12 protein-coding genes are annotated in these 12,643 nt (G+C 71.7%); 3 read left to right on the top strand and 9 right to left on the bottom strand.

Features of this window, described 5'->3' with window-relative positions; genetic code table 11:
• Positions 1-157 precede the first annotated feature (157 nt).
• Complete coding sequence (locus ACVW19_RS31765) at positions 158-373, top strand: dodecin (protein WP_457463810.1); 216 nt, start codon at positions 158-160, stop codon at positions 371-373.
• Between the two features lie 102 nt (positions 374-475).
• On the opposite strand, the gene ACVW19_RS31760 is transcribed toward ACVW19_RS31765, so the two are convergent.
• A complete protein-coding gene (locus ACVW19_RS31760) occupies positions 476-967 on the bottom strand; it encodes a phosphatase domain-containing protein (RefSeq protein ID WP_457463808.1) in 492 nt (163 codons plus the stop codon).
• 53 nt (positions 968-1,020) lie between these two features.
• Between ACVW19_RS31760 and ACVW19_RS31755 the strand changes: the two genes are divergently transcribed.
• The gene (locus ACVW19_RS31755; protein WP_457463807.1) at positions 1,021-2,049 is read left to right on the top strand and encodes an LLM class flavin-dependent oxidoreductase; all 1,029 of its coding nucleotides are present in this window, start codon (positions 1,021-1,023) and stop codon (positions 2,047-2,049) included.
• A 34-nt stretch (positions 2,050-2,083) separates the two neighbouring features.
• Here ACVW19_RS31755 and ACVW19_RS31750 read toward each other — a convergent pair whose 3' ends face one another.
• The 6 genes from ACVW19_RS31750 to ACVW19_RS31725 form a co-directional block, all read right to left on the bottom strand.
• Complete coding sequence (locus tag ACVW19_RS31750; RefSeq protein ID WP_457463805.1) at positions 2,084-3,139, bottom strand: DUF2382 domain-containing protein; 1,056 nt, start codon at positions 3,137-3,139, stop codon at positions 2,084-2,086.
• A 121-nt stretch (positions 3,140-3,260) separates the two neighbouring features.
• A complete protein-coding gene (locus ACVW19_RS31745; protein WP_457463803.1) occupies positions 3,261-4,067 on the bottom strand; it encodes a lysophospholipid acyltransferase family protein in 807 nt (268 codons plus the stop codon).
• On the bottom strand, positions 4,067-4,846 hold the full coding sequence (locus ACVW19_RS31740) for a GNAT family N-acetyltransferase (protein ID WP_457463801.1): 780 nt from the start codon (positions 4,844-4,846) through the stop codon (positions 4,067-4,069). The genes ACVW19_RS31745 and ACVW19_RS31740 overlap by 1 nt, the downstream gene beginning before the upstream one ends.
• Positions 4,847-5,062: 216 nt before the next feature.
• Positions 5,063-5,812, bottom strand: coding sequence for a succinate dehydrogenase/fumarate reductase iron-sulfur subunit (locus ACVW19_RS31735; RefSeq protein ID WP_457463799.1), 750 nt, complete (start codon positions 5,810-5,812; stop codon positions 5,063-5,065).
• Positions 5,809-7,767, bottom strand: coding sequence for a fumarate reductase/succinate dehydrogenase flavoprotein subunit (locus tag ACVW19_RS31730; protein WP_457463797.1), 1,959 nt, complete (start codon positions 7,765-7,767; stop codon positions 5,809-5,811). Before ACVW19_RS31730 ends, ACVW19_RS31735 begins: the two co-directional genes overlap by 4 nt.
• Position 7,768: 1 nt before the next feature.
• The gene (locus ACVW19_RS31725) at positions 7,769-8,440 is read right to left on the bottom strand and encodes a succinate dehydrogenase (protein ID WP_457464874.1); all 672 of its coding nucleotides are present in this window, start codon (positions 8,438-8,440) and stop codon (positions 7,769-7,771) included.
• 131 nt (positions 8,441-8,571) lie between these two features.
• Between ACVW19_RS31725 and ACVW19_RS31720 the strand changes: the two genes are divergently transcribed.
• Complete coding sequence (locus tag ACVW19_RS31720) at positions 8,572-9,456, top strand: LysR family transcriptional regulator (protein WP_457463795.1); 885 nt, start codon at positions 8,572-8,574, stop codon at positions 9,454-9,456.
• A gap of 24 nt (positions 9,457-9,480) precedes the next feature.
• Here ACVW19_RS31720 and ACVW19_RS31715 read toward each other — a convergent pair whose 3' ends face one another.
• Complete coding sequence (locus ACVW19_RS31715) at positions 9,481-11,625, bottom strand: putative bifunctional diguanylate cyclase/phosphodiesterase (protein WP_457463793.1); 2,145 nt, start codon at positions 11,623-11,625, stop codon at positions 9,481-9,483.
• Entirely contained in the window at positions 11,622-12,434 is an 813-nt protein-coding gene (locus tag ACVW19_RS31710; protein WP_457463792.1) for an SAM-dependent methyltransferase, read from the bottom strand. The genes ACVW19_RS31715 and ACVW19_RS31710 overlap by 4 nt, the downstream gene beginning before the upstream one ends.
• Positions 12,435-12,643 lie beyond the last annotated feature (209 nt).

The following is a 12,643-nucleotide window of genomic DNA, read 5'->3' as shown; positions in this document are numbered from 1 at the left end:
GTCTGACGGACGGGGCGAAGGGCCCGGCCTGCGGGCATCGGGGCCGGGGCGGCCGACGTCTCGCGGTACGCCACGGCCTGAGGCACGGTGGAGTGACGTGCGACATCAGGAGGCGTCCCGCGTACCGGTGGGAGCCGCCGTCGAAAGGAGCACCCGTATGTCGAACCACACCTACCGGGTCACGGAGATCTTCGGCACCTCGCCCGACGGCGTGGACCAGGCCGTCCGCAACGGTGTCGAGCGCGCCTCGCAGACCCTGCGCAACCTGGACTGGTTCGAGGTGACCCAGGTGCGCGGCCAGATCGAGGAGGGCCGGATCGCGCACTGGCAGGTGGGCCTGAAGGTCGGCTTCCGCCTGGAGGAGACGGACTGAGCCCGCTCCGGAGGGGGGGCCCCGCCCGGGACGGGGCGGCACGTGAGGAGGCACAGGACCCTGTACGTACCTGCGGGAACGTACCTGCGGGAGGGGAGGACGTCAGGTCCGCCCCTCCCGCTCCTGCGCCGCCTCCAACTCCCCCGACGGGGCCGTCCAGCGGGCGTGCACGACGGTGAACCCGGCCCGCCGGGCGTCCGCGCAGACCAGTTCGCCGTCGTCCACGAGCATCCGGATCTCCCGGGTGCGGGCGGGGCGGCGCAGGATCGCCGGCTCGGTGTACCGGGCGGGCCGCCGGTCGGCGTCGCCGCGCATGCGGACCGGCCCTTCGGGCAGCCCGTGGGCCGTCAGCCAGTCCAGCGTGTCGTGCCGGCAGCGCTCCGGGCGTCCGGTGAGGCAGAGGATCTCGCACTCCCCCGTGCTCTCGCGCACCAGCGCGACGCCCTCGGCGAGGGGCGGGTCGTGGGGCGCGGCGGCGAAGAAGGAGTCCCCGTCGCGCGGCCTGCGCTCCAGGAACCGCGGCCGGTGCGCGGTGTCCGCGAGGGTGTCGTCCAGGTCGAACACGGCGAGCGGGCGTTTTTCACCGTCGGTCACACCGTCCGGCCCGGACAGGGGAATGCGGTGGCGGACCACGCGTTGAACCGGGTGTGACCCCGCTGATCGCCCGCACCCGCTTCTCCGTTCTCGACCGTTCCCGCATCCGTGAGGGACACACCGGTCCCGAGGCGCTGCGTGACACCGTGCGGCTGGCGCAGGAGGTGGAGCGGCTCGGCTACCACCGGTTCTGGGTCTCCGAGCACCACGGCGTGCCCGGGGTCGCCGGCTCCGCGCCGACGGTGCTGGCCGCCGCCGTCGCCGCGGCGACCGGGACGATCCGTGTGGGCACCGGCGGGGTGATGCTGCCCAACCATCAACCACTCGTCGTGGCGGAGCAGTTCGGGGTGCTGGAGTCACTCTTCCCGGGGCGGGTGGACATGGGCCTGGGGCGCTCGGTCGGCTTCACCGACGGGGTGCGCAAGGCTCTGGGCCGCGACAAGGACGACGCCGAGGACTTCGGCGCGCAGATCGACGAGTTGCTCGGCTGGTTCCGCGGCACCTCCCCCACCGGGGTGCGCGCCCGCCCGGCCGAGGGGCTGGCCGTGCCCCCGTTCGTGCTCGCCATGGGTGAGGGGGCGGCGATCGCCGCCCGTGCGGGCCTGCCGATGGTCATCGGCGACCTGCGCGGGCGCGACCGGATGCGCCGCGGCATCGACGACTACCGCGCGCGGTTCCGCCCGTCCGTATGGGCGAGCGAGCCGTACGTGGTGATCTCCGGCACGGTCGCCGTGGCCGGCACGCCCGAACAGGCCCGCCGGCTGCTGATTCCGGAGGCCTGGTCGATGGCGCACTCCCGCACCCGCGGCACCTTCCCGCCGCTGCCGCCCGCCGAGCGCGTCGAGTCGCTCCTCATGACGGCCAGGGAACGCGACCTGTACGAGTCCGGGCTCAGGGGCCACATCGCCGGCACCGAGGAGCAGGTGGCCGACGAACTGGAGGTGGTGCTGAAGGAGACGGGCGCCGAGGAGGTCCTGGTCACCACCAGCACCCACGACCGTACGGCCCTGCTGGACTCCTACCGGCGGCTCGCCGGTATCGCCGGTCTCCCGGATCCGGACGGCGGCGCGGCGCGCCGGTGAGCAGCCTCACCGGCGCGCACGCGGTTCCGTCCGGTCAGCCGCGGCCGCGCCGCGGAACGTCGCGGCCCCGCCGGGTCGCGTCGTCGCTCCGCAGGGTGTCGTCCGGTACTCCCTCGCTCTCGATGCGCTCCTTGCGGACCCGGCCGCGTACGGTCTCGTTCTCGGTGCGCTCCTCCATGGTCAGCCGCACCCGTTCCACGGGTACCGCCCTGGTCTCCACGACGGGGCGCTCCTCGTGCAGCGTGACCTCGTAGTCGGCCTCGCCGATCTCGGTGCCGGAGAGCGAGGCCTCGCGGTCGGCCTCCGTGATCGGCTCGCGCACCACGTGCACCTCCTCGTGGCGCACCGGCACGGTCTTCTCGACCTCCTCCGTCACGACGTACTTGTGCAGCCTGGCCCGTCCGGTCTCGCGTCGCTCGACGCGGACGTGCATCTCCTCCTCCATGCGCGTCATGGAATCGGCGCCCGGCCCGCCGCGCGCGGTGGTCCTGCCCGCCTTCCCGGTCGTCGCCGACGTTCCCGCGGCGCCGGCCGCAGCCGTGTTCGCCGTGGACACTGTCCGGTCCCTGCCCGTCGTGCGGGCTGTTCCAGCGGCACCCGATGTCCCCGTCGTGCCCGGCGTCCCGGCCTTTCCGGTCGTGCCCGCCATCCCAGCCGCGCCCGCCGCGCCGGCAGCGCCCGCCGCGCCGGCCGTTCCCGCCTTGCCCATGCCGGGGTGCCGGTCGCCGCGGCCCTCGCCGGAGTGCTTGGTGTCGTCGCGCAGCACACCGCTCCAGTCGATGCCGTAGTACTCGTACAGCCGGTGTTCCTCCGACTCCGACAGGTGGCCCTGTGAGTCGACGTCGACGTCGGGTGCGCCCTTGACCTTCTCCTTGAGGTACGGGACTTCGAGGTGGTCCTCCACCAGTTCGGCGTCACGGATGGGGATGAACGACTCGCTGGAGCCGAACATGCCCGTCCTGACGCTCACCCACTCGGGGCGGCCGCTCATGTCGTCGAAGAAGACGTGCTTGGCCTCACCGATCTTGTTGCCCTCGCCGTCGTAGACGGGGTGATCCAGGAGGATCTTGACCTCATCGCGGGTGATCATCTGGCCTCACCCTCCTTTCAGGGTGTCACTCCCGTCCGGATGTCCTCATCAACACCATGGAAACTTCACATAAGGGATAAAACGCACTTAATTTTCAACAGCGCTCACTTCTGGTGGCCCGTCACACGTCCTCGACCGGATGTTCCCGCCCGAGGCCGCCGTCCGGCGGCTGCGCGGCGGCGGCCAGGGCGCGGCGGTCGAAGTGGGTGCCCGGCGGGATCGCGGCCCGCATCTCGACCTCGGCGATCAGACCGCGCGCCGAGACCACCCGCCACAGGGACGCGAACAGGGTGTCGTCGCCGACGAAGGCCGCGGCGGTGGCCGGCGTTCCGTGCGCGCTCCGGTAGTGGATGCGGACCGGCTGGACCGGGGCCCCGGCGTCCAGCGCCGCCTGGAAGACGGCCCGGCGGAAGGAGCCCTGCCGGCGGCCGCACCAGGTGCTGCCCTCGGGGAAGGCCGCGACCGCCGAACCCTCGCGCAGCGCCCCGGTGATCCGGGCGACCGTGTCCGGCAGGGCGCGCAGGCGGTCACGGTCGATGAACAGGACGCCACCGCGTCCGACCAGCGGTCCGGCCACCGGCCATCGCCGTATCTCGGACTTGGCCAGCATCCGGGCCGGGCGGACCGCGCTCAGCAGCGGTATGTCGAGCCAGGAGATGTGGTTGGCGACGAGGAGCAGCCCGCCGGTGGGCGGGGCGGCACCGGTGACCCGGACCCGGACCCCGGCGGCCCGCACGATCCACCGGCACCAGCGGCCCACCAGCCCCGCCGGGACCCGCCGGCCGATCGGCAGCAGCGCCACCCCGGCGAGGACCAGGAGGGCGACCGCCGTCAGCCGCAGCACCGCCCTCGGTACGGCCGTCGCGGCCCTCGTCGGCTCCACACAGCCGCTCGGGGTGCAGGGCGCAGCGGGCAGCCAGACGCTCATCAGGCCGGTACGAGGGAGAGGAAGTGCCGCAGGTAGCGCGGGTTCACCCGGTCCATCGGCAGCAGTACGTACAGGTCGGCGACGCCGAAGTCCACGTCGTGCGCGGGCTCGCCGCAGACCCGGGCGCCGAGCCGGAGGTAGCCGCGCAGCAGGGCGGGCAGCTCGGTGCGGGCCGCGGGCGCCGCAGCCACCCCGGGGTTCGCCCGCCACGGGAGCAGGGGGCGTACGCGGTACTCCTCGGGGGCGAGGTGCTTGCCCCGCACCCGGTCCCAGGTGGCGGAGGCGAGCGCGCCGCCGTCGGCGAGCGGTATGGAGCAGCAGCCCGCCAGCCACGTGTGCCCCTGGTCGACCATGTAGCGGGCGATGCCGGCCCAGATGAGGCCGATGACCGCGCCGTCGCGGTGGTCGGGGTGCACGCAGGAGCGGCCGACCTCGACGAGGCCCGGCCGGATCGGGGCGAGCGCACCGAGGTCGAACTCGCTCTCGGCGTACAGGCGCCCGGCGACCGCGGCGCGCTCCGGCGGCAGCAGCCGGTAGGTGCCGACGACCTGGCCGCTCACCTCCTCGCGCACGAGCAGGTGGTCGCAGTAGGCGTCGAAGGGGTCGACGTCCAGGCCCGGCTGGGGGGTGGACAGCAGGGCGCCCAGCTCGCCGGCGAAGACGTCGTGCCGCAGTCGCTGGGCGGCGCGCACGTCCTCCTCGTCGCGGGCGAGGGTGACGGTGTAACGGGTGGGTGCCGCGGGCTTCGCGGGGTGGTCTGCGGTCAGCACGCCGGTCATGGCTCTCTCCTGGTCACGCGCCGGAGCGGGGAAGTGGGACTCCCCTTGTTTCTGCCTGTGCCGGTTGGCGTGTACGTGACCTGGGCCGGGAGTACGGATGTGGGAATGCTGAATGCCGGGCGTCACCCGGACAGCAGACGGGACCGGGGATGAGCACCACTCCCGGTCCCGCCCGTCCACCCCCTGGCGAACGTTCTCCCGCTGCCCGCCCGGCGGCTACCGGCCGGTTCCCTTGCGCGTGGCCCGCAGCCACTCCTTGTTCATCCCGGTGATGGAGGTCAGCGGGATGCCCTTCGGGCAGGCGGTGGCGCACTCGCCGGCGAGGGTGCAGCCGCCGAACCCCTCCTCGTCCATCTGCGCCACCATGTCGAGCACCCGGGTCTCGCGCTCGGGCGCGCCCTGCGGCAGCACGTTCAGGTGGTTGATCTTCGCCGAGGTGAAGAGCATCGCCGCGCCGTTCGGGCAGGCCGCGACGCAGGCGCCGCAGCCGATGCACTCGGCGTGCTCGAAGGCGAAGTCCGCGTCCGGCTTCGGTACCGGCGTGGCGTGCGCCTCGGGCGCGGAGCCGGTGGGGACGCTGACGTAGCCGCCGGCCTGGATGATCCGGTCGAACGCCGACCGGTCCACCACGAGGTCCTTCACCACCGGGAAGGCCGACGCCCGCCACGGCTCGACGTCGATGGTGTCGCCGTCCTTGAAGGACCGCATGTGCAGCTGGCAGGTGGTGGTGCGCTCGGGGCCGTGGGCGTCGCCGTTGATGACCAGCGAGCAGGCGCCGCAGATGCCCTCGCGGCAGTCGTGGTCGAAGGCGACGGGGTCCTCGCCCTTGAGGGTGAGTTCCTCGTTGAGGGTGTCGAGCATCTCCAGGAAGGACATGTCGGGCGAGATGCCGTCCACCTCGTACGTGGACATGGCGCCGTCGGCTTGGGCGTTCTTCTGCCGCCAGACGCGCAGGGTGAGCTTCATGCGTAGCTCCGCTGAGTGGGGTGGACGTACTCGAAGACGAGGTCTTCCTTGTGCAGGGTGGGGGCTTCGCCGGTGCCGGTGAACTCCCAGGCGGCCGCGTAGGAGAACTCCTCGTCCTTGCGGGCCGCCTCGCCCTCGGGACTCTGGGACTCCTCACGGAAGTGGCCGCCGCAGGACTCGGAGCGGTGCAACGCGTCGAGGCACATCAGCTCGGCGAGCTCCAGGTAGTCGACGATGCGGTTGGCCCGCTCCAGCGACTGGTTGAACTCCTCGCCGGTGCCGGGCACCTTGATCCGCCGCCAGAACTCCTCACGGATCTGCGGAATGCGCTCCAGCGCCTTGCGCAGGCCCGACTCGGTACGGGCCATGCCGCAGAACTCCCACATGAGTTCGCCGAGTTCGCGGTGGAAGGAGTCGGGGGTGCGGTCGCCGTCCACGGACAGCAGGAGGTTGAGCCGGTCCTCGGTCTCGGCCAGCACCTCCTGCACCGCCGGGTGGCCGACGCCGACCTCGTCCTTGTGCGGGTTGCGGGCGAGGTAGTCGTTGATGGTGGCGGGGAGGACGAAGTAGCCGTCCGCCAGGCCCTGCATCAGCGCGGAGGCACCGAGGCGGTTGGCGCCGTGGTCGGAGAAGTTGGCCTCACCGACGGCGAACAGTCCGGGGACGGTGGTCTGGAGGTCGTAGTCGACCCACAGGCCGCCCATCGTGTAGTGCACCGCGGGGTAGATCCGCATCGGCACCCGGTACGGGTCCTCGTCGGTGATCCGCTGGTACATGTCGAAGAGGTTGCCGTACTTGGCCTCCACCGCCGCCCGCCCCAGACGCTCGATGGCGTCGGCGAAGTCCAGGTAGACGCCCTGGCCGCCGGGGCCGACGCCCCGGCCCTCGTCGCAGACGTTCTTCGCGGCGCGGGAGGCGATGTCGCGGGGGACGAGGTTGCCGAAGGACGGGTAGATGCGCTCCAGGTAGTAGTCGCGCTCGTCCTCGGGGATCTCGTTCGGCGGGCGGTCGTCGCCCTTCGCCTTCGGCACCCAGATGCGGCCGTCGTTGCGCAGCGACTCGCTCATCAGCGTCAGCTTGGACTGGTGGTCGCCGGTGCGCGGGATGCAGGTGGGGTGGATCTGGGTGAAGCAGGGGTTGGCGAAGTACGCGCCGCGCCGGTGCGCCCGCCAGACGGCGGTCGCATTGGAGTTCATGGCGTTCGTCGACAGGTAGAAGACGTTGCCGTAGCCGCCGGTCGCGAGGACGACGGCGTCGGCGAAGTAGGTGTCGATCTCCCCGGTGATCAGGTCCCGGGCGACGATCCCGCGCGCCCGGCCGTCGATGACGATGAGGTCGAGCATCTCGGTGCGCGGGTGCATCTCCACGTTCCCGGCGGCGATCTGCCGGGACAGCGCCTGGTAGGCACCGAGGAGGAGCTGCTGGCCCGTCTGGCCGCGGGCGTAGAAGGTGCGGGAGACCTGGACGCCGCCGAAGGAGCGGGTGTCCAGCAGACCTCCGTACTCACGGGCGAAGGGCACGCCCTGGGCCACGCACTGGTCGATGATCTCCACGGAGATCTGCGCGAGGCGGTGCACGTTGGACTCGCGGGCCCGGAAGTCGCCGCCCTTGACGGTGTCGTAGAAGAGGCGGTGGACGGAGTCGCCGTCGTTGCGGTAGTTCTTCGCCGCGTTGATGCCGCCCTGCGCGGCGATGGAGTGGGCCCGGCGCGGGGAGTCCGTGTAGCAGAACTGGATGACGCGGTAGCCCTGTTCGGCGAGCGTGGCCCCGGCCGCGCCGCCGGCCAGACCGGTGCCGACCACGATGACGGTCTGCTTGCGCCGGTTGGCGGGGTTGACCAGCTTGGCCTCGAAGCGGCGGGTGTCCCAGCGCTCGTGGATCGGCCCGGACGGGGCCTTGGTGTCGGCGACCGGCTCGCCGGTCGCGTACTCGGTATAAGCAGCGTAGGCAGTCATTTCAGCTCACCACTCCGGTCATGACGCCCACGGGTACGGCGACGAAGCCGATCGTGAGCAGCAGCGCGAGGACGTTGGCGGCGGCTTTGAGCGCGCGGTCGCGGGTGCGGCTGCCGACGCCGAGGGTCTGGGCGGCGCTCCAGAAGCCGTGCCGGATGTGCATTCCGAGGGCGAGCACCGCGACGATGTAGATGACGTTTCCGTACCAGGTGGAGAAGGTGTCCACGACGTTCTGGTAGGGCTTGCCCGTCTCGAAACCACCGGAGTGCACGGTGCCGGTGGTCAGGTCGAGAATGTGCCAGACGATGAAGAGGGCGAGGATGATCCCGCCCCAGCGCATGGTGCGCGTGGCGTAACTGGCCCGCGCCTTCTTGTGGACGTACTTGCTGGGACGCGCCTTGATGTCGCGGCGGCTGAGCTGGTACGCGGAGACGGCGTGGGCGACGACCGCGACGACGAGCACGACCCGGACCACCCACAGCGCCCACTCGTGGTGCAGGAGGGGCTCGCCCAAGGTGCGCAGCCAGTGTGCGTACTCGTTGAACTCGACGGCCCCGAAATAGATCTTCAGGTTGCCGATCATGTGGGCGACCAGGTAGAGCAGCATGACCAGACCGCTGACGGCCATCACTGTCTTCTTGCCGACGGTCGAGTCCCACACGGTGCGCGCCATGGACGGCCGTCGGTCCGTCCGCGTTGCCAGAGCCATGCCACAAGACGCTAGGGCCAAAGGCCCCCATCGGTCCAAGACATGGTCCAGCTCGTTTCCATAGCTACCACCTATGGAAGCTCTATAGTGGCCCCATGCAGTTCCAGCAGCTCCAGTACTTCGTGGCGGTCGCCGAGACCCGGCACTTCACCCGGGCCGCCGAAATGGTCCATGTCGCGCAGCCGTCCCTCTCGCAGCAGATCAAGGCGCTGGAGCGGGAGCTGGGGGCGGACCTGTTCCTGCGGGCGCGCGGCAACATCAAGCTCACCGACGCGGGCGAGGCGCTGCTGCCGCTGGCGCGGCGCATCCTGGCCGACGCCGACACGGCCCGGCACGAGGTGCAGGAGCTGGTGCAGCTGCGCAGCGGCCGGGTACGGCTGGGGGCGACACCGAGCCTGTGCACCGGTCTGCTGCCGGACGTGCTGCGCGCCTTCCACGACCGCTACCCGGGCGTCCGGCTGCTGGTCGAGGAGAACGGCTCCCACGACCTGGTACGGGAGCTGGCCCGCGGTGCGCTCGATCTGGCTCTGGTCGTCCTGCCCCTGCCGACCCCCTCCCCCGCCCTCACCACGGTGGAGCTGCTGCGCGAGGACCTGGTGGTGGTGTCCTCCCCGGACGCCTCCCAGCCCGGCCGGGGCCGGCGCACCGTGCGCGTCGCCGATCTGGAGGGCGAGCGGCTGGTGATGTTCCGGCACGGCTACGACCTGCGGGAGCTGACCGTGGCCGCGTGCCGTGCGGAGGGCTTCGAACCGGACTTCGCGGTGGAGGGCGGGGAGATGGACGCCGTGCTGGGCTTCGTGCGGGCGGGGCTGGGCGTCGCCGTGGTGCCCCGCATGGTCGCCGCACGGTCCGGACAGGGCCTGCGGGTCACCCCCCTGGCCCGCCCCGGCCTCCACCGCACCATCGCCCTGGCCCACCGCAGCGACGTGGCCCCGCCCCGCGCGGCCCGGGAACTTCAGCGGATGCTCCTGGAGCGGTGAGCCGGTGGGCCGGGGCGCCCGGCGTCAGCCCGTCGCGTCGGCCAGGACCAGGTCGTGCAGGCGTTCCGGTGGGCCGGGGCGGGCGTAGTACCAGCCCTGCGCCGTGTCGCAGCCGAGTATGCGCAGCTGCTCGGCCTGCGCCCCCGTCTCCACCCCCTCCACCGTGACGGCGAGGTCGAGGCTGTGGGCCAGGGAGACGATCCCCTCGACGATCTTGAGGTCGACCGGGTCGGCCGGGAACTGCTGCATGCTCTGGGTGAAGGAACGGTCCAGCTTGAGGACGCTCACCGGGAGGCGGCGCAGGTTGGCGAGGTTGGAGTAGCCGGTGCCGAAGTCGTCCAGGGCGATGTCCACGCCCATCTCCGCCAGCCGCCGCAGCGGCTTCAGCAGGTCGTCGTCCGCGCCGATCAGCGCCGACTCGGTCACCTCCAGGCACAGCGCGTCCGGCTCGACACCGGTGCGCTCCAGAATGTCGACGGTGTCCTGGACCAGGCCGGGGTGGGTGAGCTGGCAGGGCGAGAGGTTCACGTTGATGCGCAGCGGGCCGAGCGCCCCCGTGCCGCCGTGCCGCTCCTGCCACGCGCGGGCCTGGCGCACCGACTGCTCGAGCACCCAGCGGCCCAGCGGGACGATCAGCCCGGTGTGCTCGGCGAGCGGGATGAACCGGTCCGGGGACAGCACGCCGTGCTGCGGGTGCAGCCAGCGCACCAGCGCCTCGGCGCCCCGGACGCTGCCGTCGCCGAGGTGGACCAGCGGCTGGTACTCGATGAAGAACTCGCCCCGTTCCAGGGCCGCGGGCAGTGCCGTGGTGAGTCCGTGCCGGGTGATGGCGCGGGCGTCGGACTCCGGGTCGGCCAGCTCGAAGCGGTTGCCGCCCGCCGACTTGGCCCGGTACATGGTGATGTCGGCGCTGCGCAGCACCTCCGCCGGGCTGCGTTCCCCGGCCGGTCCCTCGACGACGCCGACGCTGCCGCGCACGGTCAGGTCGCGGCCGTCGACGCCGATGGGGGCGAGCAGCACGTTCATGATGCGGGCGGCGAGCTCGTCGACCGTGTGCTCGGTGTCGGGGCCCGTGGTCAGCGCCACGAACTCGTCGCCGCCGAGCCGGGCGACCATCTCGCCGGGCGCGGTGGCGCAGGACTGGAGCCGGTCGGCGACCTCGACGAGCAGCCGGTCGCCGGCCGCGTGCCCGAGACTGTCGTTGACGGTCTTGAAGCCGTCCAGGTCGAGGTAGCACAGGCCGAAGCGCTGTCCGGGGCCGGCGCTGAGCGCCTTCTCCAGCCGCTCGAAGAAGAGCGTGCGGTTGGGCAGACCGGTGAGCGCGTCGTGGGTGGCCTCGTAGCGCAGCCGGAGGTTGAGCAGCCGCCGCTCGGTGGTGTCCTCCATCAGGGCGAGCTGGTACTGCGGTTCACCGTCGGCGTCGCGCAGCAGGGACACCGTCAGATTGGTCCACAGGACCGTTCCGTCGGGCCGGTGGAACGCCTTCTCGAGGTGGTAGTGCTCACGGTCGCCGCGGACCAGCTCGTCGTAGAGGTTCCAGGTCTGCGGGGCGTCGTCGGGGTGTGTCCACTCCCTGACGTTGCGGCTGCGCAGGCCCTGTTCGGACAGGCCGAACATGCGCCGCAGGGCGCCGTTGACCTGCAGGACGTTGCCGTCGAGGTCGGCGATGCCGATTCCTATCGCCGCGCCTTCGAAGACCGCGCGGAACCTGGCCTCGGTGGCGTGCAGGGCCTGCGCCACCACGCCCTGCGCCTCCAGCGCGGCCCGGGCGACGGCCTCCTGCTCGGCCAGCGTCCGCTCCCGCAGCGCCCGCGCGAATCCGGCGGCCATGGCGTGCTGCAGTCTGGCGCTGCGCGCCCGCAGGTCCTCACGGTCGCCGTCCCCTCCGCAGTACAGGACGAGATAGGCGTCCACGCAGTCCAGGGTCCGGCTGAGCGCCTCCGGGTCGGTGCAGTGCACCTGGATCAGGGCGGCGCCGACCGCCTGGCCGACGTCCGGGTCGAAGGCCCTGGCCAGCAGCGCTTCAGTCAATCGCCTGGCCAGCGGGAGCAGTTGTTCCTCGAACTCGGGCCGGGTCGACGACGTCGAGGTCACGGGGAAGACCGCCCGGCTCCAGATCGTCGCGAACCGGCGCAGTCTGCCCTCCGGCCCGTCCGGCTCCGCGCTCACGCGGTACGCCCCACGCCCGCGAGTCCGGAGAGCTCGTAGGGATCCTCGTCCTCCGGTGCGGTGTCCGGCCGCCACCGCGGCATCGGCACCAGTCCGGGTTCCACCATGTCGTACCCCTCGAAGAACCGCGCGATCTCGTCACGCGAGCGCATGATCAACGGGTTGCGGATGTCCTTGTACACGTCCACCGCGCCACCGGCCCGCTCCGGAGGCAACGGAATTCCCTCGTACGAGGCATGGGTGAGGATCAGCATACTGCCGGGCGCGAGGGCCTCACGCAGTTCGGCCACCGCCGCGTACGGGTCGTCCGCGTCCTCCACGAAGTGCAGGACGGCAACGAGCAGCAGCGCCACCGGCCGGTTCGGGTCGATCAGGCGCCTCACCTCGGAACTCGCCAGGATGTCCCGGGGCTTTCGGAGGTCCCCGGCGACGACGCCCGCGCCGTCGCCGCCCTCGAGAACGGCCTGGCTGTGCGCGACGGCCACCGGGTCGTGGTCGACGTAGACCACCCGCGCGCCGGGAGCGGCCGCCTGCGCCACCTCGTGGACGTTGCCGAACGTCGGGATACCGGAGCCGATGTCCAGGAACTGGGTGACGCCCTCGCCGACCGCGAAGCGTACCGCCCGGCGCAGGAACGCCCTGTTCGCCTGCATGACCTTGGGCAGTCCCGGCATGAACTCCATGGCCCTGCGGGCCGCTTCCCGGTCGACCTCGAAGTTGTGCGAACCGCCCAGGTAGTAGTCGTACATCCGGGAAACACTGGGCACCGTGATGTCGATGCTCCGGGGGGCCCAGGCGGGACGCTCCATGTATCTCTCCACAGCGTAGGCGATCCGGCGTTCGAGCTGAGGCTACTGATCGCCTGCCAAGGGAGCGACCCCAAACGGAAATTGACCATCCGTTCCCGGTCACTGCCAGTGGCACATACCAAATTGACGCCCGTAAAAACGTCACGAAAAGTACCGACGGAATTCCGGAGAGTTCCGACGTGCGGTGAAACGCGGGGAGAAGGCCGCCG

This window comes from Streptomyces sp. TE5632, assembly GCF_054061295.1.
Note: the sequence above shows the minus strand (reverse complement) of the source record. Positions and strands in the feature narration are given on the sequence as shown.